Origin of the sequence: Leucobacter sp. HNU (assembly GCF_047946755.1) — a bacterium.
Taxonomy (GTDB): domain Bacteria; phylum Actinomycetota; class Actinomycetes; order Actinomycetales; family Microbacteriaceae; genus Leucobacter.
This window is the reverse complement of the sequence record NZ_CP178837.1, coordinates 2,382,236-2,407,499: the sequence shown is the minus strand read 5'-3', so window position 1 is coordinate 2,407,499 and position 25,264 is coordinate 2,382,236. Positions and strand designations below refer to the sequence as shown.

The following is a 25,264-nucleotide window of genomic DNA, read 5'->3' as shown; positions in this document are numbered from 1 at the left end:
ATGCATCTCCTCACCAGGCTCAGCCTGAAGAATCGCGCGCTCATCGCCCTCGTCACGGTGGTCGCGGCGGTCTTCGGAGTGATCAGCATCGGCTCCCTCAAGCAGGAGCTCATGCCCTCGGTCGAATATCCGGCGGTGGCGGTCATCACCAGTTACCCGGGGGCTTCGCCCGAGGTGGTGAGCAACGACGTCTCGACCCCGATCGAGACGGCCCTCAAGGGCGTTCCGAATCTCGAGCACACGACGGCGACCTCGTCCACGGGCGCCTCGACCGTGATCGCGCAGTTCACCTACGGCGTCGATACGGCAGCCACGCAGCAGAAGGTCGAGCGAGCCATCAGCCGGCTCTCCAAGGTGCTGCCGAAGGACGTCGACCCGCAGGTCATGTCCGGCAGCATCGACGACTTCCCGGTGGTGCAGATCGCCGTGACCCCGCCCTCGGGCGGCGACGCCGAGACCACGGCGAAGGCGGTCGAACGCCTCGCGGTTCCCAAGATCAAGGACCTGAAGGGCGTCCGCGACGCGCAGCTCGTCGGTGCCCGGGGGGACCGCGTGACCGTGACCCCCGATCTCGCGAAGCTGCGCGACGAGGCGTTGACCGCGCAGTCGATCACGGACGCCCTGCAGCAGAACGGCGTGCTCGTCGCGGCCGGCACGGTGACCGATGGCGACCGGACGCTCGCGGTGCAGGCCGGATCCAAGATCTCCAGCGTCGAGGACATCACGGCGCTGCCGCTCGTGCGCAGCCCGGAGCTGCTCGCCGCGAAGGCGCAGCAGCAGGCCGCCCAGCAGCAGGGGCAGCGCCCGAGCCAGCAGCAGCCCGGGCAGGATGCCCAGGCCCAGGCCCAGGGCCAGGGCCAGGGTGCCGGCCAGACGCAGACCCAGGCAGCGGAGCCGCTGCCCACGATCACCATCGGCGACGTGGCCAAGGTCGCGCTCGAACCGAATCCCGTGCAGGGCATCTCCCGCGTCGACGGCAAGCCCGCCGTCACCATCGGGGTCACCAAGATCTCCTCGGCCAACACCGTCGACGTCTCGAAGGCCGTGCACGACGAGCTCCCGAAGCTCGAGAAGGAGCTCGACGGCGCCAAGCTGACCGTCGTGTTCGATCAGGCCCCCTACGTCGAGCGTTCGATCCACTCGCTCACCACCGAGGGGCTGCTCGGCCTCGGCTTCGCGATCCTGGTGATCCTGGTGTTCCTGCTCTCGGTGCGGGCCACCATCGTGACGGCCATCTCCATCCCGACCTCGGTGCTGCTCACCTTCATCGGTCTGAACTTCGCCGACTACACGCTGAACATGCTGACGCTCGGCGCGCTGACCATCTCGATCGGCCGCGTGGTCGACGACTCGATCGTGGTCATCGAGAACATCAAGCGGCACCTCTCGCATCCGGGCGTCACCGATCGCGGCCGCGCGATCGTCTCGGCGGTGCGCGAGGTCGCGGGGGCCATCACCGCCTCCACGGCCACGACGGTCGCCGTGTTCCTGCCCATGGCCTTCGTCAGCGGAATGGTCGGCGAGCTGTTCCGCCCGTTCGCCTTCACGGTCACCATCGCGCTCGTGGCCTCGCTGCTCGTCGCGCTCACCATCGTTCCCGTGCTCGCCTACTGGTTCATCCGGGTCAAGCACGCACCGGCGCACGCGGCGGGGCACGCCCCGGCCGGGGGCGAGCACGCTGGCCCGGCCATCGACGACGAGCCGGAGACCGCCATGCAGCGCGGGTACCGGCCGATCATCGGCTGGACGCTGGCCCACCCCGTCATCACGCTCGGCGTGGCCGTCGCGATCTTCGTCGGGACCATCGCGGCCGCGCCGCTCATGAAGACCAACTTCATCGGTTCGGACGAGCAGAACTCGGTCGGCCTCACGCAGACCCTCGCTCCCGGCACGAGCCTCGATGCCCAGCTGAAGCAGGCCGAGCGCGTCGAAGCCGAGCTCGAGAAGATCTCCGACGTCGAGACCGTGCAGGTCACGATCGGCAGCTCGGGCGGAGCCGCGGCCATGTTCGGCGGCGGAGGCGGCGACGGCAGCGTGACCTACGCGATCACCACGCGCGAGGACGCCGACCAGGCCCGGGTGCAGGATCGGATCCGCACGGCCGTGGACGGGCTGAAGGACGCCGGCGACTTCTCGCTCGGGCAATCGGGCGGCGGCATCACCCAGTCCAGCGCCATCGAGGTGCAGGTCTCCGCACCCGACCAGAAGACCCTCGCCGCCGCCAGCGACGCCATGGTCGCCGAGCTCAAGAAGCAGAAGGGCCTGATCCAGGTCGAGAGCGACCTCGGCCGCTCCCGTCCCTACCTGCAGGTGGTCGTCGACCGCGACAGGGCCACGCAGGCCGGGCTCAGCGAGGCCGCGGTCGCGAGCATGGTCGCGCAGCGGATGCAGCCGTCGCAGGTCGGTCAGGTGGTGCTCGACTCCACCACCACGTCCGTCTACCTGTCGCTCGGCACGGCCCCCGCCGACGAGGCCGCGGTCAAGGCGCTGCCCGTGCAGACCCCGACGGGCGAGATGCGTCTCGACAGCCTCGCGAACGTCAAGGTCTCCGACGGACCGGTGTCGGTCAAGAGCGAGGACGGCGCGCGGATCGTCACGGTGTCGGCGCTGCCGAAGGGCGACGACCTCACCGCTGCGGGCACGCAGGTCAACCGGGCCCTCGACTCGGTCAAGCTGCCCAGCGGGGCGAGCGCGCAGATCGGCGGCGTCATGTCGCAGCAGGGCGAGGCCTTCGGGCAGCTCGGGCTCGCGCTGCTCGCCGCGATCCTGATCGTCTACGTGGTCATGGTCGCGACCTTCCGCAGCCTGCTGCAGCCGCTCCTGCTGCTCATCTCGGTGCCCTTCGCGGCGACCGGCGCGCTCCTGCTCCTCATCTTCTCGGGGATTCCGCTCGGCGTCGCCTCGCTCATCGGCGTGCTCATGCTCGTGGGCATCGTCGTGACCAACGCGATCGTGCTCATCGACCTCGTGAACCAACTGCGCAACCGGGGCGAGAGCCTGCACCACGCGGTGATGCACGGCGCCTCCCTGCGTCTGCGGCCGATCGTCATGACGGCGCTCGCGACGATCCTGGCCCTCGTGCCCATGGGCCTCGGCATCACGGGGTCCGGCGGGTTCATCTCGCAGCCGCTCGCGGTCGTGGTGATCGGCGGCCTGCTCTCCTCGACGGTGCTGACCCTCGTCGTGCTGCCCACGCTCTACTACGCGGTCGAGCACGGACGCGAGCGGCGCCGGGACCGCCGCGCTGCGCGCCGCCCGGGCGGCGGACGCCGCCCGAGAACCGGGGGCGATGCCGCGGCGGCGGCCGCGGCGGCCATCGGCGCACCTGCCCTCGCGGCGACCGGCGTCGGGGCGGTCGGGGTGGCCGAACCGGCCGACGTGGCGCCCGGCGACGACGCGGAAGCACCGAGCGCGTCCGGGGGCTTCGCCCCGTCGGCCCCGACGGGACCGGTCCCGTCGGAACCGGTCTCGGCGATCGACCACGTCGCCGGAGAGACCTCCGCGCCCGAGGTGCCCCCGCTGGCCGAGGGAATCGACGAAGCGGCGCCGGAATCCCCGGATTCGCCGGAAGGATCGGAGGCGCCGGAAACGGTGCCCGGCGCGGACGCGTTCGTGCCCGTGCTGGGCGAATCCGCTCCGATGGAGCCGCTGGCCGAGACCGCGATCCTGCCGGTCCCGGTGACCGCGACCATTCCGCCGGAGCCGGAGCCGGAGCCGGAGCCGGAGCCGGAGCCGGAGTCGGAGCCGGAGCCGGAGCCGGAGCCGGAGCCGGAGCCGGAAGCGCCGTTCGCGGCCGAGCCGGCGCACGAGCCCACGGCAGACACGGAGGCCGACGGCGATCCGGACGACGCCTCCGAGCCTCCGAGCGAGGGGCCTGACGCCGAGGTCTCGCCCGAGCTCTCCGCCCTGCTCGGCCGCCTCGGCCTGCCCCTCGAGACCGGGGGCGAGCCGCTCGAATCCGGAGACGAGTCCGCCGATCCGGCACCCGCGGCCGCGGAAGCCGCGACGGAGAACGCGGTCGGGGCGGAGCCGGAGCTCTCGACGGAGGCCGCGCAGACCGCAGACGCCGCCCGGGTCGATCCGCCGGCGGGGCCGCCGGAGACGGGCGTCGAGCCTGAGCCGGAGCCGGAGCCGGAGCCGCAGCCGGAGCCCGAGCCGCAGCCGGAGCCCCAGCCGCAGCCCGAATCCGCTGCGACGGATGCGACCGACGCCGCATCTCCGGGTCCCGACCCCATCGAGCTGCCGGCCGCACCCGAGCCGGATCCCGCGAAGCCGGCCCCGCCGGTCACCGGCGAGCTCGACTGGGCCGAGCTCATGTGGCAGGCCACGCACGACGCCGAGTCCGACGGCGACCAGCACGACGGCCCGGGCACCGGCCCGGACGCACAGCGATAGGCAGAGATGAATCAGCGTCGGCGCGGCTACCGCGCACCCTCCGACTACAACCCCAACCGGGGCAAGTCCTCCGGACGCCGAGGGCGACCGGGCGGGCGCTTCGGTGACGCCCGGCAGGACGGACACGCCGCCGCTCAGGACCGTCCGCGGCGCGACTCCGACCCGCGCGCCGGGCGGGACCGCGGCGCCGAGCGCCGGGGTCCCGACCATCGCGATGGCCGCGACGCCGGCCGCGACGCCGGTCGCCCCGACCGCGCCGGGCGGGATCCGCGGGATCGCGGTGCCGCCCGGAGCGAGCGCCCCGATCGCGCGACCGAGGGGTCGCGGAACCGCGCATCCGGCCACGGATCGGGACGCCAGCGCGCGTCGCACCGCGACGACGCCGCGCAGAGCGGTGGTGCGCGGGTCTTCGCGTTCGACGCCGACGGCATGCCTCGCGGCGGTGCGTCCGGCGACGGGCGACCGCGTTCGGAGCGTCCGCATCGCGGGCACGGCGAGTCCCGCGGCCACCGCCCGCAGGCTGCCGGCCACCGCCCGCAGGATCGACGTGAACCGCCGCAGCGCGGCTCGCAGGAGCACTCGGCGTCGTTCGAACGGCTCGAAGCCCGGCGCACGTCGGCGGAGGACGTCCGGGGCCTCGGTTTCTCGGACCTCGGACTCGGCGGCAATATCGTGCGCGCGCTCGCAGAGATCGGCGCCGAGCGTCCGTTCCCGATCCAGGCCGCGACGATCCCCGACGCGATCGAGGGGCGGCACCTGCTGGGCCGGGCACGCACGGGATCCGGCAAGACCATCGCGTTCGGCGCCGCACTCGTCGAGCGCATCCTGAAGCTCAAGGCCGAGGGCGTGTTCCGTCCGGATCCGCCGAAGCAGCGCCGTGAGCGCGGGGTCGCGCAGAAACGGCAGAGGGGCGAGAAGCCGAGCGTGCGCGCTCCGAAGGCGCTGATCCTCGCGCCGACCCGCGAGCTCGCGCTGCAGATCGACCGCACCGTGCAGCCCATCGCGCGATCCGTGGGTCTCTACACCGGCCAGTTCGTCGGCGGTGCCCCCTTCGAGCCGCAGCTGCACGCGCTGCAGCGCGGCGTCGATATCGTGATCGGCACTCCGGGACGCATCGAGGACCTCGCCCAGCGGGGCATCCTCGAACTGCGCGACGTGCGCGTGACCGTGCTCGACGAGGCCGACCACATGTGCGAGCTCGGATTCCTCGAACCCGTGCAGCGGATCCTGCGCCGCACCGAACGCGGCGGGCAGCGGCTGCTCTTCTCCGCGACGCTCGACTGGGGCGTCCGGGACCTGGTGGACGAGTTCCTGCGGAACCCGGCCGTGCACGAGATCGCCGAGGACGCCGAGGTGCAGGGCGATGTCAGCCATCGGGTGCTCGTCGTGCTGCGCGAGGACAAGAGCGAGGCGCTCGTCGAACTCGCCCGCCGGGGCGAGCGCGTGATCGTGTTCTGCCGCACCCGCGCCTATGTCGAGCAGGTCGCCGAACTGCTCGCGGAGTCCGGGCTCAAGGTGGCGGCGCTGCACGGCGATCTCGCCCAGGCGAAGCGCGAGCGCAACCTCGAGCGCTTCGCGGCGGGCAAGGTGCCCGTGCTCGTCGCGACCGACGTGGCCGCCCGCGGTCTGCACGTCGACGACGTCGACCTGGTCATCCAGGCGGATCCGCCGGATGATGCGAAGACCTACGTGCACCGGGCCGGGCGCACCGGCCGGGCCGGGCGCGATGGTGCCGTGCTGACGGTGATCCCGCGCACCCGGCAGAAGCGCACGCGGGAACTCTTCGAGCAGATCGGGATCGAGCCGGACTCGTTCGGCGACTTCGCACCCGGCGACGAGCTCTAGCCGCATCCGCGCCCGCGCGTCCGCGCGTCCGCGCCCGCGTCCGCGCGTCCGCGCGCCGCGATGATTCGGTTGCGGCATCTGGCGACCTGGCGCGTCGCGCACCCGCCGAATGCCGCAACCGAGCTGAGACGCCGGAGCCGCGAAACGCCGGAGCCGCGAAACGCCGGAGCCGCGAGACGCCGGAGCCGCGCGACGCCGGAGCCGCGCGCGAAACGCTCGCGCCCGTTACCTCGCGGGGTTCGAGTCCTTGCCGTCGAGCCAGAGCACGTCGCTCGCGTCGGCGTGCGTGCCGCCGGATCCGACGTGCGTGTCGCTGATCTGCGGGCCCTTGGTGATCACGTGCACGAGCGCCATGCCGTGCCCGCGGCCGAGGCCGTAGTCGGCCTGCAGCCATTCGAGGATCGGGGTGGCCTTCGTGCCGGGGCCGAATCCGCGCTCGTCGGCGAGTTCGATGAATCGGCGCGGCGTGAGACCGGTCTTGGTCTCGATGTTGTCGAGGTAGCTCTGGAACGACATGCGGGTCTCCTTCGGAAGGGTTCGAACGGGTCCGAGGTGTCGGGCGACACCGGTCGGCCGGTCAGTCGAGGTCGGTCTGGATGATGACGGGTGATGCGTGGATCCCGATGACACGCAGCGGGCCGGATCCGGTGTTCTCGAAGCGGTGCGGCAGGCAGGGCGGACCGGTGACCGTGTCGCCCGCCGTGCCTCGGATCGCCGTGCCGCCGACGGTGAAGGTCGCCTCGCCCTCGAGCACGATCCAGGTCTCGGCGTAGGGGTGCCAGTGGAGGCCGGTCCCACGACCCGGCGCATAGTCGACGGAGAAGTAGGAGACGCCCGCACCGTGGTCCATGCCCTGGAACCGGCGGGTGCCTCCCGTCCCGAACGCGATCTCCTCCGGTGCGACCAGCGTCGCTGCGGCCGGGTGCTCGGTCATGATGCGCTCCTCTCGATCGGCGATCCTGTGCTGACACCACTTTCCCGGCGGACGGCGTCCGCGCGTAGAGTTTCGATGTGGATCGAAACTCTACGCGGCTGCACCAGGTCGATTTCCGGCTCAGTCCCGGAGACATCCAGGCCGTGCGGTTCGGGATCTCTCCCGGGCACGAGCTCGCACACGCGGTGCGCGTGCTGCTGCGCCCGGCGCACTATCCGCTGCAGTGGGGATGGTTGAAGCAGGTGCGGGATCGTATGCCCCGGGAACCGTTCGCGCTGCTCGCCGACGTGATCGGCGCCGACGGCTACCTGCCCGATTTCCTCACGACGACCGCCCGCTGGGATCTGACGCCCGAGGCCGAGCTCGCCGCGCTCCGGGTGGCGGCCCTGCCCGGCATGCGCATCGACCTCGGCAAGATGGTGGACCGGTCGAGCGGCGAGCGGCGCATCGCGCTGGAGCGCATGCGCGAGGACCCCGCCCGGGCACGGGCGCGTATCGCAGACGCCTGGGCCCAGGTGTGGGAGGCGGCGCTCGCACCCGTGTGGCCGCAGCTGGAACGGATCCTGCGGGCCGACATCGCGGTGCGTTCTCGGACGGTCGCCGCCGAGGGGCTCGCGGCGATGGCCTCGCGGATCCACCCCGCGGTGAGCTGGGGAGACGGCGCCGTCCGCGTCGAACTGCGCAAGCACAGCGAGGAGGTCGACTGCCGGGGGAGCGGACTGGTGCTCGTGCCCTCGGTGATGGGCTCGTGGGGGTGCATGGTCCTGACCGAGCCGCCGGCTCAGCCGACGCTCTATTACCCGGCTCGGGGCGTGACCGCCGAGTGGGCGCGCGACTCGGTCGCGGCGCACGCCGCGGTCGCCGCGCTCGTCGGATCGGTGCGCGCCGAGATCCTGTTCTCGGCGCACGTCGCGCGGACGACCTCGCAGGTCGCCGCCGACGTCGGCGTCGCGATCTCGACGGCCTCGCACCATCTGTCGGTGCTGCGCGGCGCGGGTCTCGTGTCGAGCGCGAGGCAGGGCGCGCGCGTGCTGCACCTGCGGACGCCGCTCGGAGAGGCGGTGATCGGGCAGGCGATCTGAGACTGCGGATCGCGGTGTCGGGACGGGCGCGCCCATGGCGCTGATCGACAGCGACGGGCGCGTCTCTTTGGAGAGTATGCACAAGTGATGCGGGTGCGAACGCGCTCCCGTTTTGTGGGGTCGAAGCGGATCGATTGCCGTTGTCGGAGGCCGCTCCTAGCCTGGCGGTATCGCCCGCCGCGATGCGCGCGGGCGCCGCCGTTCGTCTTGGATCGTCGAGGAGCACAGATGACCGCCACGCAGACCGCCGCCCCGCAGAGCGCCGCCGGGCGCTCCGCCGCCCCGCATCGGGAACCCGCCCGCATCGACGTCCCGGCCGTCGCCGACGCACTGCTCGGCCGCTGGAAGGCGGAGCGTCTCGCCTCCCGCAAGCTCGTCGAAGACCCGCGACTGCAGACGATCCCCGGTCAGCCCATGCCCGAGCACCGCGAGCGCGCGCTCGGACAGCTCGGCATCCTCGTGGAGGAGGGCGCGATCCAGCGCGCGTTCCCGAAGGATCTCGGCGGCGGGGACAACCACGGCGGCAACATCGCGGCGTTCCAGGAGCTCGTGCTCGCCGATCCCTCCCTGCAGATCAAGAGCGGCGTGCAGTGGGGACTGTTCGGCGCCGCGATCCTGCACCTCGGCACGCGCACGCACCACGAGAAGTGGCTGCCCGACGTGATGAGCCTCAAGCTCCCCGGCGCCTTCGCCATGACCGAGATCGGGCACGGTTCGGACGTCGCGTCGATCGGCACCACGGCGACCTACGACCCCGCCACGGAGGAGTTCGAGATCCACACGCCCTTCACCGGGGCCTGGAAGGAGTACCTCGGCAACGCTGCGCTCCACGGTCAGGCGGCCGTCGTGTTCGCCCAGCTCATCACCAAGGGCGTCAACCACGGGGTCCACGCGTTCTTCGTCCCGATCCGCACCCCCGAGGGCGAGATGCTGCCCGGCGTCGGCAGCGAGGACGACGGCGTGAAGGGCGGCCTGAACGGCATCGACAACGGGCGCCTGCACTTCACCCGGGTGCGGATCCCGCGCGAGAACCTGCTCAACCGCTACGGCGACGTCGCGGCGGACGGCACCTACTCCTCGGCCATCGCCAGCCCGGGACGCCGGTTCTTCACCATGATCGGCACGCTCGTGCAGGGCCGTGTCTCGCTCGACGGCTCCGCGGTGAAGGCGATGATGGCCGCGCTCACCATCGCGATCCGCTACGGCTCCGAGCGCCGCCAGTTCCCCGGCCCCGACGGGCGCGAGACGGTGCTCCTCGACTACGGCCTGCACCAGCGCCGCCTCATCCCGCGCCTCGCCGAGACCTACGCGATGGCGTTCGCGAGCGAGCGGCTGCTGACCACGTTCGATGAGGTGTTCTCCGGCGTGCGCGACGACGATGCGCATCGCGAGGACCTCGAGACGCTCGCCGCTGCGCTCAAGCCGCTCTCGACCTGGGCGGCGCTCGACACGCTGCAGGAGGTGCGCGAGGCCTGCGGCGGTGCCGGCTTCATCGCCAAGAACCGGGTGGTCGGACTGCGCGCCGACCTCGACATCTACGTCACCTTCGAGGGCGACAACAACGTGCTGCTGCAGCTCGTCGGCAAGCGCCTCCTCACCGACTACGCCGCGCAGTTCGCCGGCGGCGACAAGGCCGCACTCGCCAAGGCGGCGGCCAGCCAGCTCGGCGACCGCGTCAGCCGCTTCGGGCTGCGCCAGATCGGTCAGAGCGTCGCCGACCTGGGTCAGGTGTCGCGCTCGGTCGAACAGCTGCGCGAGACCGAGACGCAGCGCACGCTGCTCACCGACCGGGTGCAGACCATGGTCGCCGAGATCGCCGGTGCGATGCGCGAAGCGACGAAGGACGTGCCGAAGGGCGACAAGCGCGCGAAGGCGATCGCCCAGGCCGACGCGTTCAACGCCCAGCAGCACAAGCTGATCGAGGCGGCCCGCGCGCACGCCGAACTGCTGCAGTGGGAGGCGTTCACCGAGGCGCTCGACCGCTTCGACGGCGAGACCCTGCGGGTGCTCACCTGGCTGCGCGACCTGTTCGGGCTCGGGCTGCTCGAGAAGCACGCGACCTGGTACCTCGTGCACGGGCGCCTCTCGGGGCACCGCGTCGAGGCGATCACCGCGTACGTCGACCGGCTGATTGGCCGGGTGCGCGAGCACGCGCTCGACCTCGTCGAGGCCTTCGGGCTCACGCCCGGCATGCTGCGCGCCGAGATCGCCACCGGCATCGAGGCCGAGCGGCAGCAGGAGGCCGCGGACTACGTGCGGGAGCAGCAGGCCGCGGGCACCTGGCCGATCCACGAGAAGCAGCTCCGCAAGCAGCAGCAACAGGGGTGAATCCCGCGGGGCGGGTGTTCGGATCCCGCCCGCCTGCCAGTTCCCATTCCGCCCGAGACACCGCGTTGCCTGCGAGACCCCGGGTTGCCTGGGAGGGAACGCGTTTCCAGCGAGACATCGCACTGTCGCGAGACACCGCGTTGCCTGCGAGAAACCGCTTGGCTGCCTGGTGTCTCGCGGGTGGGGTGGTGTCTCGGTGAGCGGGCGGAGTGGCCCGATCTTTGCTGCTCGGTCCGATCAGTGCGATGTGGGTCCGCCGCACCGCCTGCCTGCCAGATACGATTCCGTCGGCGAGGCACCAGGTTGCCTGCGAGACACCGCTTGGCTGCCTGGTGTCTCGCGGGTGGGGTGGTGTCTCGCGGGGCGAGCGGACGAGCAGTGTCTCGCGGGGCGATCGAGCAGGCGGGGAAATCGCGTCTCAGCCGAAGGGGTCGCGCGGGATCCGGACGCCGAATGAGCGCAGCATCGACGCGAACGTTCCGATCGAACCGAGTTCGGGATGACCCCAGCGGATGAGTCGTTTCTCCGTTACGCCCGTGATCCAGTCCTGCCGCCGCTTCTCGGCGTAGAGCGCGCGTTCGATCGCGCGATCCTGCGCACCTCGGTCGCCGTCGACCGCCGAGTCGGTGTACTTCGAGCGCCCGTCGACCTCGCAGAGGATGCCGCGGCCGCGGAGCTCGAGATCGACCCGGTAGGTCCCGCCGTTCGGGGACGGGATCTGAACCTGCAGCTCGATCTCGAAGCCCAGCCTCGTCAGGAACCAACGGCTCGCGCTTTCGAGCGGAGACTCCGCCCGCGGATCGGCGAGCTCCAGCACGGTCCTGGCCGCGCGGACCCCGCGAGCGCCCGGCATGGTTTCGAGCGCGGAGAGGAAGTGCGCGGGGGTCGCCCCGGCTCCTGCGGGATTCGAGCCGGGGCGGGAGAGCGCCCGGAGCGCGGCGTCCGCGCAGCCGAGGGCGACCTCCGGTGGTGCCGTACGAGCGATGTCGAGAGCCGTGCGGGGCAGCGTTGTGCAGCGGAGGCCCGCGACCATCGTGATCTCCTCCGGATCCAAGCGATCCGCGTGCCGCGCGACGGAGGGCATCACCCGTGAGCGACGGGAGCTGCCGAGCGTCATGAGGTGCACCGTCGACGCCCGGAACCGGTACAGCGGAAGTCCATGGATCGCCGCCGCCGATTCCCGGCAGAAGACGTCCTCCGGCCCGATGCGGCTGCGCACCGCCAGTATCGCCAGCAGGTGCCGGTCCTCGGCTGAGAGGCACCGCCAGGCTTCTCCCGCGACGAACCAGCCGCGCGCCACGCGAACGAGCCTGCCCTGCTGGACCGCGGCCGCGATCCTGCGGTCGTTCACCATCTCGGAGTTCAGTGCGGCCCGGGAGGAGAGCAGCGACTGGAGCCGGGCGAGCCGCCGGTCGGGTGTTTCATGCGCCATGGCAGGAGCCTGGTCGATCGGGCGGGGGAACGGAACGCGCAAGGAACGCCTGTGGATAAGTCGCTCCGGACTTCGGGCTCCTGGCTCCCGGCCTCGACCCGAGCCTCCCACACAGCGAGACACCACGTTCGCAACGAGACACCACGAAGCATTGTGGAGCCTCGTCGGTGAACTGGTGTTTGGGCGACGGTGCGGCGAGAGCGACAGCGAGAGCGACAGCAGGAGCACGAGTGCGGGGCCTCCAGCGCCCGCCGAATCAACCGCCTGACTAGGCTGAGGGCATGACCGCACCGCTGCGCACCCTCTACCCCGCGATCGAACCGAACCGCTCCGGCCTGCTGCCGGTGGGCGACGGGCACGAGGTCTTCTGGGAGGAGAGCGGCAACCCCGCGGGCAACCCAAAGAGGGTGTTGACGCGCTATTAATTGCCCCAATTCTTGCTGGAGGTGAGCAGCTGGTGGTCTCTCCAGTTGGCTTGGAAGGCCGTTCCGCCCTGGTGTTCGGCACCTTGGCCTCGGCCTCTCGGTGCAGCGTCCTTTATGTGAGGTGGGCGCATTTCCGTGCCAGGATTCGAGTGTGAAGCTTGTTCTGACGCTGCTCTACGTCTTGTCTGCGGTTCTTCCCCTCATTGGCCTGGTTCGTCTCTTCCGTAAGGCGCGTGGCGAAAGAGACTCCGCCTTGAAGGCAAACTACGGTCAGTCTTCTGGTGTTACGTTCAACGCGGTGGGCCCTCTGCTGGAGTCGTTGCTTGCTGCAACGGTGCGTCGGCCGCAGGAAGTCAAGTCTGACCTTGGACTGGTCGGCGGGGGCATTGTGTTGGGTGGTGTCGCCTCCGTTCTCGGGGTTTGGTTTTTGTAGCTAGGGAATCGGCGCTCGTCGGTTGCCGGGTTCTCAGGTTATTGTTGACGACTCAATCATGTAGCCTATGAGTCATTCAGCTGGCTCTCAGGATGGGGGTCGGCGGCTAGACCCTGATCGTGAGGCGAGAAGTGACCCAACCTGTGCCTGATTCCCCGGCGACCAAGAGCAGCGGCATGGCCGCTAAGTTCGGAGCGTTTTCCCTAGCGCTTGGGATTGTTGCCTTCATGGTTGGTTTCGTGCCGATCGGAGGGCTTCTTGCAGGTGCCGGTGCAATTGCTCTCGGTGTTCTCGCTCTCCGTCAGGGCCAGGCCAAGGGCTTCAGTATCACTGGTCTCATCCTTGGCTCTCTAGGAGCTCTCACCTCGCTCGCCATGACGATCGCGTTCTTTGGTGCACTCGCAAATCCTGACGCAGTTGCCGAAGCGCAGAAGACTGCTGCTAAAGAGGCTGCTGCTGCGGAGTTGAAGGCATCTGAAAAGGCCGCAGATGAGGCTGCGGCCAAGGAAGCGCGAAAGGTCGATGCCAAGAAGAAGGCTGAAGCTGCGGCGAAGAAGAAGGCCGAAGCCGAAGCCAAGAAGAAAGCTGAAGCGGAGGCGAAGAAGAAGGCTGCGGAGAAGGCAAAGGTAGAAGTACCCAAGCTCGCTGGCCTCGATGGCAAGGCCGCTGAGGAGAAGCTCGATGCTCTGGGCTTCAAGGTCGAGTTTGATGCCGGAGAGAAGTCGGTGCTGGTCAAGTCGAACTGGACGGTCGAATCGAGTTCTCCTGCTGCGGGGGAGCGGGTCAAGAAGGGTGCGACGATCACCCTCAAGGTGAAGAAGGTCTCTGCTGCTCCGAAGCCTTCGACTCCGGGAACCACGCCTGCGGACGCGGAGAAGGCGTGGCTGGCGGGGCACGGTGTTACGAAGCCTACGGACTTCTTGGACATGCCTGGCTATGAGAACGACCTATCAAACCCGCTGTATGCGATCCAGACGGGCTGGGGAGGGAGCACCTCGGGGTTCCTGGAGATCAAGGTGCAGGAGCCTCTCACGAAAGCTTCGGTGAAGCGACTTGGCATCAACGTCCTCAACTTCATTGGTCCGAAGTTCCGTGACATCGATGGGATTACTTTCACTGACTCCACCGGTCATGACTTCAACTTCTATCGCCACGAGGCCCCCGCTGCGGACCTTGCTCCGTAGCAAGCTAGAGACCAAGGAGAAAGCGATGACTGTAGTTCCGGGCTGGTATCCGAACCCCAGCAATGATGGGTCCCTTGCCTACTGGGATGGTGTGGCGTGGACCGGGCAGACCTGGGTGCCGCCGGTCCAGACTCCAGCGCCCGTCCAGGCGGCGGCAGTTCGCTATAAGTTCAAGACCGTACATGGAAGTGCGGCAGTGAAGCGGCACTTGAGTCGTGGCTGGGAGATTGCGGACTCTTCTGGTCGAGAGTCTTGGGTGTGGGGCTCGAACTACAGAGCCATCATGCGAAAGCCGAAGTAGCTCAAGGCGTGAAGAACTCGGCTGGCGACACTGCGAAGGCTGTCGCCAGCCGAGCTATCACGTCGAGGGTAGGGTTTCGCACACCACGTTCAACGCCACTGACATACGTCCGGTCAAGCCCTGCTCGATTTGCAAGGTCTTCTTGGGACAAGCCGCGCTCGGTTCGAAGCTCCCTGACGCGAGCGCCGAAGGCGGTGCGGTGAGAGGGAGGGAGCATCCCTCAACGCTTTCGCTAAGTGGACTATCAGTCCACGGACGATGAGTCACATCCCCCTCGGAGCTCAATCAGTCGCTCGTAGAGCAGGTTCTTGGCGTCATCGAGGGTGATGCGGCTCTCGATGGCCGCGCCGCGGACGTGGCCGGTGCGATCCAGCACGTTCTCCGCTGCCCGGAGCCGGGTGGCGCTGCTGTCGCCCCGCGCCATCTCCCGCGCGAGCGTTGCCACGGCGGGATCGACCAGCTCGGCCATGCGGATCGCGGCTGAGCGCTTCGCCTGCGGCGAGCTTCCGCCGTGTGTGCGGCAGACCCGCTGCCCGGTCATCGCGGGCGCGCGGCACGGCTCGCCGTTGCTCCGCCGGGCACCGCACAGCCGCCGGTTCTGCGCATCGTGGCGGGGTTCCTCGGGTGCCGTGGTTTCAGGGGTGTTACTCATCGTCCAGCTCCTCCAGCTCCAGCTCCGCCAACGCGAGGATGAGTTCGGCGGCCTCGATCCGCTCCGCCGCCGTCGCGCCGTTCCGCATCCTGTCCTCCAGCCAGTCGAGGTCCGCGATCCCGAGCGGGTCGCGCTCGCCGCCGCTCATCGCGCGACCTCGATCCCGGTCTGCCCGCTCTCGATGTCCGCCCGCAGACCTGCCAGGTCGAGATGCTGCCAAGGGCTCTGGTTCGGCTCACGCCGCCCGAGCACACCCCAGGCCGTCGGGCGCAAGATCAGGTCCCGAGCAGCCAGGTGGTTCTCCAGCCCCGCCGCCCGGAGCACGAGCGCCTGCATGAGCCGGTCACCCACGGTCCGCTCCTGCCGCTCGAACTCGTCGTTGCAGCGCCAGCACACCGACGCCACCACGAGGTCGCCCCCGCGCCCACCAACCGTCTCGGGCCGCAGCCGCAGCGTGGTCCACGCGCGCGCCTTCGCGCTGCTCAGCACCTCCACCGCGCCCACACCGCACAGGTAGCAGCCGCTCCCGCCGGGCTCGGCGACGCTGACGACGCGCGCCGTGCGTGCCGCCAGCATCTCAGCGAAGGTGCGCCGTGCTTCGTCCAGCAGCTCGGGCTCCACCGCGGAGAACGGTGCGGACGCGGCCTCGTCCCGGCGCGCCGCCGCGACCATCCGCGGCGAGTACCGCCCCCGCCAGGTGAGCCCGTGCCCGAGCGGCGCCAGGTAGTCCAGCGCGAAGCGCAGCGCCCGCACGCTGCCCAGCACGAGCGGGATGCCGAGCGCTGCCGCCGTCGCCAGCGCCAGCTCCGCCGCGTCCTCCGCCAGCACGGCCTGACGGAAGCGCCCACGTCCCTCCGGGAACTCCGCCACCGCCAGCACCGCTGCGGCGCGGCGCTCGCCGCAGGTATCGCACCGGGTCATGGTCAGCGTGGTCTCCTGAGCCTGGGCGTGCCGCAGCAGCGCCTCCGGGTGGGCGCTGTTCGGATCGCGCTGGCTGCCAAGGCTCAGGACGGTGATGATGTCCCGGTCCCCGGCCATCGCGACGGGTACGCCGCAGAGGGCGCAGGGGATCGTGCCTGCGGGGAGGTCGCGGAGCGGGTGGAACGCCGGGCCGTCCGGGTTCAGGTTCGGGTCGGTGGTCATACGGGTGATCCTCTCGGTGAGGGCCGCGCGGAGGCGGCTGAAGGGGGTGGTGTGGGGGTTGCTCGGGGTGCCGTTCATGCCGCGGGCTCCTCGGTCTGGCGGAGGACGCCGAGCCAGCCGATCACCGCCGAGAGCGGGAGACGCAGCCCGCCGTCGGCCAGTGCCCGCTGGACCTCGAATGCCGGGGCGTCCGGGCGCAGGCTCCGCAACGCCGCGCGCACGCGCTCCTCGACCGAGATGCCGAGCACCGCCGTCGTCGTCCGAGGCGGGCTGTCGAGCGGCGCGCTGGGGCGCGGGATCGGGTGCGCTACCGCAGCGGTCATCTCGACGCGCTCGGCGCGAGCCTCGGGGTCGGCGAGGAGCGCCGCGACGATGCGCGCTTCGTGTGCGCGGCCAACGAGCGTCCGCGGCTCATCCGCTCCGACCTGGCACCCAACGCCGACCGCAGCGCGGCAGGTGGCGCAGGGCACGGCGTGGGTCTTCTTCACGGCCGCGGCCAGGAGCGCCAGCCAGTTCTCGGGGTCGGTGGGGGTCATGCTGCCGCCTCCTTCGTCTTCTTGCTCTTCGGCTTTCCTGATGCACTGCCACGCCACTTCCCAGCCCAGAACCCCACCGGAGGCCGTGCCGTCTCGGCGTACTCTCCGCATTCGATGAACAGCGGGCACCCGGCGCAGATCGGGAGCAGCACCGTGCTCTTCCGCAGTTGGAGCTTGTCTTCGGTGAACCGTGCATCGCCATTGCACGCTGGCACCCGATCACGCAGCGCTCGGTCCAGGCGCACCGCCGGATTCATCCCGCCTACCTGCGCCGCCATGCTCCCCGGAGCAGGGTGAATCGAACTCGGAATCTCGAACTCGGCCCCTCCTACCCCTTTAGGGGTAGGGGCCGAGGTTCGAGTTCCGCGTTCGGCTCCCCCGACGGGGCTGGCGGCGGTCACGAGGTGACCTCGGGGATCGCGTAGACCGAACCGCCGCCGCGACCCGGCCTCGGCAGCTCCACCAGCCGACCAGCCTTCACGAGAGCATCCCGCGCCGCCCGGATCGCGGGGTTGCTGCCGCTGATGGTCTTCAGCTGGCTGGCCGAGGGCCAGGTGCCGCTGGTCGCGTGGTGCTCGGCGACGAATGCGAGCACCAGCGCCTCGTAATCGGGCTTCTCGCGCGTGTTCTCGGCTTCGGGGAGTCCTGGGCCTTCGTCTCCTCCGCGAGCGTCAGACGGCCATTCTCGTCCATGACCACCTTCGTGGGGGAATCAGCATTCCGCCCATTCGGGGCTTCACGCTGAACTTCCGGGTGGGGTTGTGCGCGTCGGGATCGCGCGCAACGTACCGCCAGGTCCCGTCGGGTCCTGCTGCCGCCGCGATGCCGCCGAGCTGGTGCCCGCCGTTCTGGATCGTATGAGCGACCATGAGCGCGTTGTCGATCCCGACTTCGCGGCAGAGGTTCTTGATTGCCTGTACCAGCGGACCGGGCTTGTCCGCCGGAGTACCCGCGCCTTCCAGGATCGGCGTGAGTCCGTCAACGATGAGTACCGCTGGGGCGCGCTCCCCACCTTCGGTGACTTCCGTCAAGGACAGCTTCCAGCGGTCGTACTTCTCTGGGTCCGTCAGGTCGAACTCGCTCGCGGCCGCGAGGTTGATCAGCCGGATGTTGTCCATCGGGTACTCTTCGGCATCCTCCAGCTCGGCTTCATCAGGCAGATGCTGCACGATGGCCTGCGCATAGTCCTGCGGGTTCACTTCCGCGTTGACCACGACGATGCGGCGAGCCCGCTCTTCCCGAGTCAGGGTGGAACGGAAGCCCAGGAACCGGCCGTTCTCCGTCGCGAGTTCGGCGACGAGCTGAGCGACCATCGTGGACTTCCCGACCTTCGCCTGGCCTACGAGCGCCGGGAAGGTGCCATAGGGCCAGAGTCCCTGGAGCAGCCATCGGCGCTCGCCGTCGAGCGGCAAGCACTCTTCCAGCGAGGTCATCTCGCTGAAGGCGTAGGGGTGGGCCAGCAGGCGACGCCGCAGGCGGTCTGCTGCATCGGCCGCCAGTCCCTCGATCCGGGCGCGTTCGATGAAGTAGTTGAAGTTCTGCAGCTCACTGCCGCCAGTCCGGTAGGCGCGCGGGTGCTCCCGATAGACCTGGCTGAGTGGGCGGCGGTCCGTGTCGTCGTAGGTGTTGACGAAGAAGATTCCTCGCCTGGTGGTTGTGGTGATGGGTACCATGAAGGGGCTTCCTGAAGTGGGGTCGGCGCAAGCGCCTGAGTAGTGTCGGTTCGAGTCGGCCCCGCTTCTATCTCGGGGCGCGTGCGGTCCTAGAACCGATAGGTTCCGTTGGTCATCCGCATGGCGTCTCGTGTCGCGGCCAGGCGGCGCAGCTTCTCTTCGCGGGTGAGTGCCTGGCGGGGTGCCCGCGGCCTGAGCGCCGCGGCCCGCCTGTCGGCTTCGGCCTGCGCCCGGATGATCGCGATGTCGGCCTCGGTCGCGGTCCCGTTCTGCGCGGCGGCGAACGCCTCGCGAACGCGATCCCGTTCGGCCATCTGCGCCCGTACGGCATCGACGCGAGCGCGCAGCTCCTCGCGGCGGCGGCCACGGTCGATCATCCTCTGGAGGTAGCCCAGGTCGGAGGGCGAGAGGGTGGGCTGGTCCGCGCTCATCGGACTTCGCCCCTGAGTCGGGCGGCGATGCGATCAGCCTGCTCGCTGGTCAACGGCGGTGCAGCCGCCAGCGCGCGCTTCACGAACTGGTCGATGTTGGCGGCGGCGAGGTCGCGCTTCGCTTCGATGAAGACTGGATCGTCAGGATCGCGGTCACGGGAGAGGCCAGCAACTCGACCGCGAGCGGTTGCCAGTTCTGGGGAGATGTCGCGCCTGCGCGTGGACATAGGGGTGCCTTCCAAGAAGGTCGCGATCCTCGGCGACTTCGGGGAGGGACTGTTCCACTACTGTGTGGCCGCTTCCCCACTCTCGGGAGATGTCCAACGGCGGCAACGGAGCCTTCTGCTAGGCGAGCTGTACCCGTTGCCAGAAGTATACGGCATACGCTGCTAAAAAGCTACCTGACCAGGGTTAATGTAGTGCGTTATGCGCTACGGCAAGGGTGCCGGTGGCCTATTCGGCCCACTCGATTGCCACGCGGTCCAGGTCCACGATTCGCTGTCCATCCGGACCCTTCGGGGGTGGTCCAGGCTTGCCGCGATTGATCACGATGCGGTCCATGAGTTCTGCGATGGTGCGGCGCTTCGCAATGAGGTCCATCGCCTGCCACTTGGGCTTGACTGCCCCCTTAGCCGCGAAATCGCTGAGCGGCGTTTCGGTCGTCAGGGCATCCAAGCGGCGCTGCCGTTCTTCAATCTCTGCCGTGAGCAGTTCGAGCGCAGGGGCGGCTTCCGCGTTCGTGGTGAGTCGCTTCGCGATGTTGAGTTGAATGCTCTGGCGAGCCTGGCGACGCTCCTCAATCTCTTCGATGAGGGGAGCGGTGTCAGGCGCTCGGCGAAGCCGGTCGTGTTCCTGCACGGCGGTCCGGGAGGCGGCTGCTCGCCCGACCACCGGAGGTACTTCGATCCCGCGAAGTACCGGATCGTGCTGTTCGACCAGCGCGGCTGCGGCCGCAGCACCCCGCATGCGAGCGCACCCGACGCCGACCTGTCGACCAACACCACCTGGCACCTCGTCGCCGACATCGAGCGCCTGCGCGAACACCTGGGCATCGACCGCTGGCAGGTGTTCGGCGGGTCCTGGGGATCGACCCTCGGGCTCGCCTATGCGCAGACCCACGCCGATCGGGTGACCGAGCTCGTGCTGCGCGGCATCTTCACCCTGCGCCGCAGCGAGATCGACTGGTTCTATCAGGAGGGCGCATCGCAGCTGTTCCCGGACGTCTGGGAGGAGTACCTCGCCGTGATCCCCGAGGCCGAGCGCGGCGACCTCGTCGCGGCCTACCACCGTCGGCTGTTCGACGCGGACCCGGCCGTGCACACCCCGGCGGGGGTCGCCTGGACCGTGTGGGAGCACTCCACGATCCGGCTGATCCCCGACGCCGCGGCGATCGCCGCGGCCCGCGCCGACACCGCCATGGCCGTCGCCTTCGCCCGGATCGAGAACCACTACTTCTCGAACGGCGGGTGGATGGAGGACGGCCAGCTGATCCGCGACGCCGCGGAGAAGCTCGCCGGCATCCCCGGGGTCATCGTGCAGGGCCGCTACGACGCCTGCACCCCGGCCACCACGGCGTGGGACCTGCACCGCGCCTGGCCCGATGCCTCGTTCGAGATGATCCCGGATGCCGGGCACGCGGCGAGCGAGCCGGGCATCGTCGATGCGCTCGTGCGGGCGACGGACTCGTTCGCGGATCGCTGACCGGAGCCGCCGCCCGGCACCGCGTGCGTGAGCGCGCTGCCGCGGGGCATCACCAGCCCGTACGGCGCGGGTTCGAACACCGCGCCAGAGAGCTGCGGGCTGAGCGCCACGACCCGCAGCGGCTCCTTCCCCGCGGCCACGCACTTCTCGCTGCGTGAGGATCCGCCGCGATGAGGCGGGCAGGCTTCGTCAATCCGGATCCTTCTGCGCATCGGGGAGGTTTCGGCAATGCTCCCTGCTGCCGGCTCATGGCACGAGCAGGGCGACATCTCGTTCGGAGTCCGCCGCGGGGTCGCCCAGGATGCGGTTTCGCGCCCGAGGATCGACCTGCGGGAACCTCGCGCGACCTCATAGAATCGGTCGCAGCGGGCGGTCGTCGGCCGCGAACCGCCGGTGCGCGCCGCACCGGCGGAGCACCATCGGGAGCGCGACATGACCTTCAACGACAACGCCCAGATCGACACCAGCGGCGTGCAGCGCGCCGCGGCGGCGCGGGCGGCAAGGTCGCCGTGGGCGGCGGCATCGGCATCGTCGGCATGATCGTGCTCTTCGCGCTCTCCAACATCCTCGGCGTCAACCTGACCCCGCTCGCGAACTCGATCACGACGGATCCGGTCGGCACGGGGCAGGAGCAGGCCACGGGCATGGACCAGTGCGCTTCGGGTGCCGACGCGAATCGGGACGACGACTGCCGTCTGGCCGGCGCGAGCAACTCGCTCGACCGGTATTGGGCGGAGCAGGTCGGGGGATACCGCTCGCCCGGCTTCGTCATCTACGACGGGGTCACGAACTCGCCGTGCGGCACCGCCTCGAACGCCACGGGCCCCTTCTACTGCCCGAGTGACGAGACCGTCTACATCGATCCGGCGTTCTTCGCGACGCTGCGCACCGACTTCGGCGCCTCGGCGGGATCCCTCGCGCAGATGTACGTGCTCGCGCACGAGTGGGGGCACCACATCTCGAAGCTCATCGGGTCGCTCCAGAGCGCGGGCAATGCGTCGGGCGCGAGCTCGGGGTCCGTGCGCCTCGAGCTGCAGGCGGACTGCTTCGCGGGCGCCTGGGTCAAGGATGCGTCGACGATCCCCGACAAGAACGGCGTGCTGCTCCTGAAGCCGGTCACGAAGGCGCAGATCGCCGACGCCCTCGACGCCGCCGCGGCGGTCGGCGACGACAACATCATGCAGCGCTCGGGCCGCGGGGTGAACCCCGACGCGTTCACGCACGGCACCTCCGAGCAGCGGCAGCGCTGGTTCATGACCGGTTACGAGAAGGGACCGAACTCCTGCGGCACCTTCGAGGTGGCTGCGAACCAGCTCTAGGGGATCCGCTCATGCGCCCTGTGCGATGAGTCCGGCCATGGCGGATCGCAGCGCCATCACCACGAGCTGGACCGAGCGCCGGTGCAGGTTCTCTGGCCGGGTGAGCACGTCGATGCGCCGCGTCGCGCTGATCCCCGCGAGCGGGCGCAGCGCAAGGCCCTCGGCGGCGCGGCCGACCGTATAGCGGGGGACCAGGCCGATCGCTCCGCCCGCGGCGACGACCGATGCCACCGAGCCGTAGTCGTTGATGCGGTGCGTCACGGTCAGCGGACGGTCGGCGAGGGCCGCGACGGAGCCGAGCAAGTCGTCGGGGAGAACCCGCCGCGGCTCGTCACCCAGCGCTCGCCGGCGACATCCGCGGGGTTCAGCGCGGAGCGCGAAGCGAGCGGGTGGCCCACTGCGAGGGCCACGTCGATCGGTTCCTGGGCGAGGGGCAGCACGGTCAGCCCGTCGCTCGGCCATGGCGGGCTGTGCTCGAGCCGGTGCGCGAGCACGAGATCGTGGTGCGCGGTGAGCGCGGGGAACTCCTCCTGGGAGACGTCCTCGTCCGAGAGGTGGAGCTCCGGGCGCTCGGGAAGCGCTTCGAGCTCGGTGAGCACGCGGCCGTAGAGCGCCTGCCCGACGCTGTGGAACCCGCTGAGGGTCACCGCCCCCGTCGCCGCCTGCTCGAAGTCCTCGACCGCGTGGCGGGCGGCGGCCATGGCCTCGACGACGTCGACCCCGGCGCGGGCCAGGGCGCGGCCGGCCTCGGTCAGCGCGAGCGCGCGACCCTGCCTGCGAGTGAGCGGCGTGCGGAACTCCCGCTGCAGCGCCGCGATCTGCTGCGATACGGCCGAGGGGGTGACGTGCAGCATCTCGGCGACGGCGGTGACGCTGCCGAGCGCTTCGAGCTCGCGCAGCACCTCGAGCTGCCGCAGTTCCATCCGCGCTCCGATCCTCGGCCCCGGTTTCGACGATGAAGCTCACTCTACAGAGATAGTGAAGACACTAGCGCTTGTTCTGAATCATCGGGACGACGAGATTGGACGCATGAGAGCACTCGTGAAGACCGCGCCGGGCGCGGGACTGACCCTGACCGACGTGCCCGAACCCGTCTGCGGACCGGGCGAGGTGAAGATCCGGATCCTCCGCACAGGGATCTGCGGCACCGACCTGCACATCATGCGCTGGGACGACTGGGCGGCGAACAACATCGCCGCGCCGCTGACCCCGGGCCACGAGTTCTACGGCGAGGTCGTCGAGGTCGGGGCGCAGGTCTGCGACGTGTCGATCGGGGATCGCGTCTCGGGCGAGGGCCACATCGTGTGCGGCACCTGCCGCAACTGCCGGGCCGGCCGCCGCCAGATGTGCATCCGCACGATCGGCCTCGGACTGCACCGGGACGGCGCGTTCGCCGAGTTCCTGACGCTGCCGGCGAGCAACGTCTGGGTGCACCAGGGCGACATCGCCCCCGAACTCGGCGCGATCTTCGATCCCCTCGGCAACGCCGTGCACACCGCACTCGCGTTCCCGCTCGTGGGCGAGGACGTGCTCGTGAGCGGCTGCGGGCCCATCGGGCTCATGTCGATCGCCATCGCCCGGCACGTCGGCGCGCGCTACATCGCCGCGACCGACGTCAGCGCCCGGCGGCTCGCCCTCGCTCAGGGACTCGGGGCCGACGCGGTCGTGAACGTCGCCGAGCGCCGGATCCGCGACGCCCAGGTCGAGCTCGGCATGCGCGAGGGCTTCGATATCGGCTTCGAGATGAGCGGAGCGCCGACCGCGCTGCCCGAGATGCTCGAGAACCTCAACCACGGCGGACGCGTCGCCATGCTCGGCCTCCCCAGCGCGGACTTCGCCGTCGACTGGGGCAAGGTCGTCACCCACATGCTCACGCTCAAGGGCATCTACGGTCGCGAGATGTTCGAGACCTGGAACGCGATGGCCGCGATGCTGCAGACCAGCGCGGAACTGCGCGATCGGATCTCCTCGGTCATCGCCGAGGTGCGCCCCGCGCGCGACTGGGAGGCGGCGTTCTCCGCAGCGGGTGCGGCGAGCACGGGCAAGATCATCCTCGACTGGACGGAGCTGTGATGTACGGAGCATTCAAGGAGCACGTGGCCGACGAGCTGCGCGGCATCGACGAGGCGGGCCTCACCAAGGGCGAGCTCGGGATCCGCGGCGCGCAGGGTCCGAGGATCCGGGTCGCCGGAGCTGCGGCCGGAGCTGCCGGAGCTGCCGGAGGCGCGGGAGACGGCGGCGCCGGCGGCGCCGGCGGCGCCGGCGGCGACGGGTCGGCCGCGGGCGAACGCGAGATGCTGAACTTCTGCGCCAACGACTACCTCGGTCTCGCCGACGACCCCCGGCTCGTGGCGGCGGCGAAGGACGCGCTCGACGAATGGGGCTACGGGCTCGCGAGCGTGCGGTTCATCTGCGGCACCCAGACCCAGCACCTCGATCTCGAACGCCAGCTCGCCCGGTTCCTCGGGATGGACGACGCGATCTTGTTCTCCTCCTGCTTCGACGCCAACGGCGGCGTCTTCGAGACCCTGTTCGGTGCCGAGGACGCCATCATCTCGGATGCGCTGAACCACGCCTCGCTCATCGACGGCATCCGCCTCTCGAAGGCCCGTCGCCTGCGCTATGCGAACGGCGACCTCGCCGAACTCGAAGCGCGGCTGCGCGAGGCCGCGGACGCGCGCTTCCGGGTGATCGTCACCGACGGCGTGTTCTCGATGGACGGCGCCATCGCTCCGCTCGAGGCGATCTGCGACCTCGCCGAGCAGTACGGCGCGCTCGTGCTCGTCGACGACTCTCACGCCGTCGGATTCCTCGGGGCGCACGGCCGCGGCACTCCCGAGCTGCGCGGGGTCGAGGGCCGCATCGACCTGCTCACCGGCACCTTCGGCAAGGCGCTCGGCGGGGCGTCCGGCGGGTACGTCGCCGGGCACCGCGACGTCATCGCGCTGCTGCGTCAGCGCGCCCGGCCCTACCTGTTCTCGAACACCCTCTCGCCGGCGATCGTCGCGGGAACCCTCGCGGCGCTCGACATCGCCGAGGGCGCGCACGACGCCCGGGAGCGGCTCGTCGCGAACGCCGCGCGGTTCCGGTCGGCGATGGAAGCCGAGGGCTTCGAACTGCTGCCCGGTGAGCACCCGATCGTGCCCGTCATGTTCCGGGACGCGGTGCTGACCCAGCGAGTGGCCGAGGGGATGCGTTCGCGCGGCGTGTTCGTGACCGCGTTCAGCTATCCCGTGGTGCCAAAGGGCGAGGCGCGCATCCGCGTGCAGCTCTCGGCGGCGCACACCGCCGAGCAGATCGACGCCTGCGTCTCCGCGTTCGTCGCAGCCCGTGCGGAGGTGGCGGGCGGCGCCGAGGCGGGGGCGGCGCCGCCGGATAGCGCCGCTCGCGCGGTGCATCTGCGCTCAGTCGGACCGTCCGCCCCTGCGAGGTCCGACTGAGCGCGCACCC

27 protein-coding genes and 1 pseudogene are annotated in these 25,264 nt (G+C 70.2%); 12 read left to right on the top strand and 16 right to left on the bottom strand.

The window, feature by feature from the left end; all coding sequences use genetic code 11:
* The gene (locus tag AB3K78_RS11865) at positions 1-4,395 is read left to right on the top strand and encodes an efflux RND transporter permease subunit (protein ID WP_416443484.1); all 4,395 of its coding nucleotides are present in this window, start codon (positions 1-3) and stop codon (positions 4,393-4,395) included.
* A gap of 6 nt (positions 4,396-4,401) precedes the next feature.
* Positions 4,402-6,240: a DEAD/DEAH box helicase gene (locus tag AB3K78_RS11860; RefSeq protein ID WP_416443482.1), complete on the top strand. Its 1,839-nt coding sequence runs from the start codon at positions 4,402-4,404 to the stop codon at positions 6,238-6,240.
* 225 nt (positions 6,241-6,465) lie between these two features.
* On the opposite strand, the gene AB3K78_RS11855 is transcribed toward AB3K78_RS11860, so the two are convergent.
* Together AB3K78_RS11855 and AB3K78_RS11850 are read right to left on the bottom strand one after the other, a co-directional pair.
* On the bottom strand, positions 6,466-6,756 hold the full coding sequence (locus AB3K78_RS11855; RefSeq protein ID WP_416443480.1) for a DUF4287 domain-containing protein: 291 nt from the start codon (positions 6,754-6,756) through the stop codon (positions 6,466-6,468).
* Between the two features lie 61 nt (positions 6,757-6,817).
* On the bottom strand, positions 6,818-7,174 hold the full coding sequence (locus AB3K78_RS11850) for a cupin domain-containing protein (RefSeq protein ID WP_416443478.1): 357 nt from the start codon (positions 7,172-7,174) through the stop codon (positions 6,818-6,820).
* A gap of 77 nt (positions 7,175-7,251) precedes the next feature.
* Between AB3K78_RS11850 and AB3K78_RS11845 the strand changes: the two genes are divergently transcribed.
* Entirely contained in the window at positions 7,252-8,256 is a 1,005-nt protein-coding gene (locus tag AB3K78_RS11845) for a DUF5937 family protein (RefSeq protein ID WP_416443476.1), read from the top strand.
* A 228-nt stretch (positions 8,257-8,484) separates the two neighbouring features.
* On the top strand, positions 8,485-10,584 hold the full coding sequence (locus AB3K78_RS11840; RefSeq protein WP_416443474.1) for an acyl-CoA dehydrogenase: 2,100 nt from the start codon (positions 8,485-8,487) through the stop codon (positions 10,582-10,584).
* A gap of 418 nt (positions 10,585-11,002) precedes the next feature.
* Here AB3K78_RS11840 and AB3K78_RS11835 read toward each other — a convergent pair whose 3' ends face one another.
* Positions 11,003-12,016 carry a hypothetical protein gene (locus tag AB3K78_RS11835; protein WP_416443472.1) on the bottom strand — a complete coding sequence of 338 codons (1,014 nt, stop codon included), beginning with the start codon at positions 12,014-12,016 and terminating at the stop codon, positions 11,003-11,005.
* 281 nt (positions 12,017-12,297) lie between these two features.
* Between AB3K78_RS11835 and AB3K78_RS11830 the strand changes: the two genes are divergently transcribed.
* From AB3K78_RS11830 to AB3K78_RS11815, 4 genes are all read left to right on the top strand, one after another.
* Positions 12,298-12,441 carry a hypothetical protein gene (locus AB3K78_RS11830; RefSeq protein WP_416443470.1) on the top strand — a complete coding sequence of 48 codons (144 nt, stop codon included), beginning with the start codon at positions 12,298-12,300 and terminating at the stop codon, positions 12,439-12,441.
* A gap of 151 nt (positions 12,442-12,592) precedes the next feature.
* Complete coding sequence (locus AB3K78_RS11825) at positions 12,593-12,874, top strand: hypothetical protein (RefSeq protein WP_416443468.1); 282 nt, start codon at positions 12,593-12,595, stop codon at positions 12,872-12,874.
* 176 nt (positions 12,875-13,050) lie between these two features.
* Positions 13,051-14,058, top strand: a complete 1,008-nt coding sequence (locus AB3K78_RS11820) for a PASTA domain-containing protein (RefSeq protein WP_416443466.1) — start codon at positions 13,051-13,053, stop codon at positions 14,056-14,058.
* Positions 13,976-14,359, top strand: a complete 384-nt coding sequence (locus AB3K78_RS11815) for a DUF2510 domain-containing protein (protein WP_416443464.1) — start codon at positions 13,976-13,978, stop codon at positions 14,357-14,359. The genes AB3K78_RS11820 and AB3K78_RS11815 overlap by 83 nt, the downstream gene beginning before the upstream one ends.
* 1 nt (position 14,360) lies before the next feature.
* Here AB3K78_RS11815 and AB3K78_RS11810 read toward each other — a convergent pair whose 3' ends face one another.
* The 11 genes from AB3K78_RS11810 to AB3K78_RS11760 form a co-directional block, all read right to left on the bottom strand.
* Entirely contained in the window at positions 14,361-14,576 is a 216-nt protein-coding gene (locus tag AB3K78_RS11810; RefSeq protein WP_416443462.1) for a helix-turn-helix domain-containing protein, read from the bottom strand.
* Positions 14,577-14,603: 27 nt separating this feature from the next.
* Entirely contained in the window at positions 14,604-15,011 is a 408-nt protein-coding gene (locus AB3K78_RS11805; protein WP_416443460.1) for an HGGxSTG domain-containing protein, read from the bottom strand.
* Positions 15,004-15,159, bottom strand: coding sequence for a hypothetical protein (locus tag AB3K78_RS11800; protein ID WP_416443458.1), 156 nt, complete (start codon positions 15,157-15,159; stop codon positions 15,004-15,006). The genes AB3K78_RS11805 and AB3K78_RS11800 overlap by 8 nt, the downstream gene beginning before the upstream one ends.
* Positions 15,156-16,232, bottom strand: a complete 1,077-nt coding sequence (locus AB3K78_RS11795; protein ID WP_416443456.1) for a hypothetical protein — start codon at positions 16,230-16,232, stop codon at positions 15,156-15,158. The genes AB3K78_RS11800 and AB3K78_RS11795 overlap by 4 nt, the downstream gene beginning before the upstream one ends.
* Positions 16,229-16,690, bottom strand: a complete 462-nt coding sequence (locus AB3K78_RS11790; RefSeq protein WP_416443454.1) for a hypothetical protein — start codon at positions 16,688-16,690, stop codon at positions 16,229-16,231. Before AB3K78_RS11790 ends, AB3K78_RS11795 begins: the two co-directional genes overlap by 4 nt.
* The gene (locus AB3K78_RS11785) at positions 16,687-16,968 is read right to left on the bottom strand and encodes a hypothetical protein (protein ID WP_416443452.1); all 282 of its coding nucleotides are present in this window, start codon (positions 16,966-16,968) and stop codon (positions 16,687-16,689) included. The genes AB3K78_RS11790 and AB3K78_RS11785 overlap by 4 nt, the downstream gene beginning before the upstream one ends.
* Before the next feature lie 119 nt (positions 16,969-17,087).
* Positions 17,088-17,285 (bottom strand): hypothetical protein, encoded by a 198-nt coding sequence (locus AB3K78_RS11780; RefSeq protein ID WP_416443450.1) that lies wholly within the window; start codon positions 17,283-17,285, stop codon positions 17,088-17,090.
* 76 nt (positions 17,286-17,361) lie between these two features.
* A complete protein-coding gene (locus AB3K78_RS11775; RefSeq protein WP_416443448.1) occupies positions 17,362-18,363 on the bottom strand; it encodes an AAA family ATPase in 1,002 nt (333 codons plus the stop codon).
* An 89-nt stretch (positions 18,364-18,452) separates the two neighbouring features.
* Positions 18,453-18,794, bottom strand: coding sequence for a hypothetical protein (locus AB3K78_RS11770; RefSeq protein ID WP_416443446.1), 342 nt, complete (start codon positions 18,792-18,794; stop codon positions 18,453-18,455).
* Complete coding sequence (locus tag AB3K78_RS11765) at positions 18,791-19,021, bottom strand: hypothetical protein (protein ID WP_416443444.1); 231 nt, start codon at positions 19,019-19,021, stop codon at positions 18,791-18,793. Before AB3K78_RS11765 ends, AB3K78_RS11770 begins: the two co-directional genes overlap by 4 nt.
* Positions 19,022-19,247: 226 nt before the next feature.
* A complete protein-coding gene (locus AB3K78_RS11760) occupies positions 19,248-19,652 on the bottom strand; it encodes a hypothetical protein (protein WP_416447388.1) in 405 nt (134 codons plus the stop codon).
* Between AB3K78_RS11760 and pip the strand changes: the two are divergent.
* Both pip and AB3K78_RS11750 read left to right on the top strand, forming a co-directional pair.
* Positions 19,632-20,495: pseudogene (gene pip / locus AB3K78_RS11755) on the top strand (prolyl aminopeptidase); the annotation flags it as partial. The gene AB3K78_RS11760 and the pseudogene pip sit on opposite strands and share 21 nt — an antisense overlap.
* A 509-nt stretch (positions 20,496-21,004) precedes the next feature.
* Entirely contained in the window at positions 21,005-21,814 is an 810-nt protein-coding gene (locus AB3K78_RS11750) for a neutral zinc metallopeptidase (protein WP_416443442.1), read from the top strand.
* Positions 21,815-21,823: 9 nt separating this feature from the next.
* Here the strand turns inward: AB3K78_RS11750 and AB3K78_RS11745 are convergent, their stop codons facing one another.
* Both AB3K78_RS11745 and AB3K78_RS11740 read right to left on the bottom strand, forming a co-directional pair.
* On the bottom strand, positions 21,824-22,075 hold the full coding sequence (locus tag AB3K78_RS11745) for a LysR substrate-binding domain-containing protein (RefSeq protein ID WP_416443440.1): 252 nt from the start codon (positions 22,073-22,075) through the stop codon (positions 21,824-21,826).
* 2 nt (positions 22,076-22,077) lie between these two features.
* Positions 22,078-22,737, bottom strand: coding sequence for a LysR family transcriptional regulator (locus AB3K78_RS11740; RefSeq protein ID WP_416443438.1), 660 nt, complete (start codon positions 22,735-22,737; stop codon positions 22,078-22,080).
* A gap of 106 nt (positions 22,738-22,843) precedes the next feature.
* Here AB3K78_RS11740 and tdh point away from each other — a divergent pair, with 106 nt between their 5' ends.
* Positions 22,844-23,887, top strand: a complete 1,044-nt coding sequence (gene tdh / locus AB3K78_RS11735; protein WP_416443436.1) for an L-threonine 3-dehydrogenase — start codon at positions 22,844-22,846, stop codon at positions 23,885-23,887.
* On the top strand, positions 23,887-25,254 hold the full coding sequence (locus AB3K78_RS11730; protein WP_416443434.1) for a glycine C-acetyltransferase: 1,368 nt from the start codon (positions 23,887-23,889) through the stop codon (positions 25,252-25,254). Before tdh ends, AB3K78_RS11730 begins: the two co-directional genes overlap by 1 nt.
* Positions 25,255-25,264 lie beyond the last annotated feature (10 nt).

Coding starts and splice junctions, on each gene's coding strand:
- AB3K78_RS11785 (WP_416443452.1), bottom strand. CDS start 16,968: ATGGCGGCGCAGGTAGGCGGGATGAATCCGGCGGTGCGCCTGGACCGA.
- AB3K78_RS11840 (WP_416443474.1), top strand. CDS start 8,485: ATGACCGCCACGCAGACCGCCGCCCCGCAGAGCGCCGCCGGGCGCTCC.
- AB3K78_RS11820 (WP_416443466.1), top strand. CDS start 13,051: ATGGCCGCTAAGTTCGGAGCGTTTTCCCTAGCGCTTGGGATTGTTGCC.
- AB3K78_RS11815 (WP_416443464.1), top strand. CDS start 13,976: ATGGGATTACTTTCACTGACTCCACCGGTCATGACTTCAACTTCTATC.
- AB3K78_RS11805 (WP_416443460.1), bottom strand. CDS start 15,011: ATGAGTAACACCCCTGAAACCACGGCACCCGAGGAACCCCGCCACGAT.
- AB3K78_RS11865 (WP_416443484.1), top strand. CDS start 1: ATGCATCTCCTCACCAGGCTCAGCCTGAAGAATCGCGCGCTCATCGCC.
- AB3K78_RS11775 (WP_416443448.1), bottom strand. CDS start 18,363: ATGGTACCCATCACCACAACCACCAGGCGAGGAATCTTCTTCGTCAAC.
- AB3K78_RS11860 (WP_416443482.1), top strand. CDS start 4,402: ATGAATCAGCGTCGGCGCGGCTACCGCGCACCCTCCGACTACAACCCC.
- AB3K78_RS11795 (WP_416443456.1), bottom strand. CDS start 16,232: ATGAACGGCACCCCGAGCAACCCCCACACCACCCCCTTCAGCCGCCTC.
- AB3K78_RS11855 (WP_416443480.1), bottom strand. CDS start 6,756: ATGTCGTTCCAGAGCTACCTCGACAACATCGAGACCAAGACCGGTCTC.
- AB3K78_RS11800 (WP_416443458.1), bottom strand. CDS start 15,159: ATGAGCGGCGGCGAGCGCGACCCGCTCGGGATCGCGGACCTCGACTGG.
- tdh (WP_416443436.1), top strand. CDS start 22,844: ATGAGAGCACTCGTGAAGACCGCGCCGGGCGCGGGACTGACCCTGACC.
- AB3K78_RS11830 (WP_416443470.1), top strand. CDS start 12,298: ATGACCGCACCGCTGCGCACCCTCTACCCCGCGATCGAACCGAACCGC.
- AB3K78_RS11740 (WP_416443438.1), bottom strand. CDS start 22,737: ATGGAACTGCGGCAGCTCGAGGTGCTGCGCGAGCTCGAAGCGCTCGGC.
- AB3K78_RS11790 (WP_416443454.1), bottom strand. CDS start 16,690: ATGACCCCCACCGACCCCGAGAACTGGCTGGCGCTCCTGGCCGCGGCC.
- AB3K78_RS11765 (WP_416443444.1), bottom strand. CDS start 19,021: ATGTCCACGCGCAGGCGCGACATCTCCCCAGAACTGGCAACCGCTCGC.
- AB3K78_RS11835 (WP_416443472.1), bottom strand. CDS start 12,016: ATGGCGCATGAAACACCCGACCGGCGGCTCGCCCGGCTCCAGTCGCTG.
- AB3K78_RS11810 (WP_416443462.1), bottom strand. CDS start 14,576: ATGCTCCCTCCCTCTCACCGCACCGCCTTCGGCGCTCGCGTCAGGGAG.
- AB3K78_RS11730 (WP_416443434.1), top strand. CDS start 23,887: ATGTACGGAGCATTCAAGGAGCACGTGGCCGACGAGCTGCGCGGCATC.
- AB3K78_RS11850 (WP_416443478.1), bottom strand. CDS start 7,174: ATGACCGAGCACCCGGCCGCAGCGACGCTGGTCGCACCGGAGGAGATC.
- AB3K78_RS11770 (WP_416443446.1), bottom strand. CDS start 18,794: ATGAGCGCGGACCAGCCCACCCTCTCGCCCTCCGACCTGGGCTACCTC.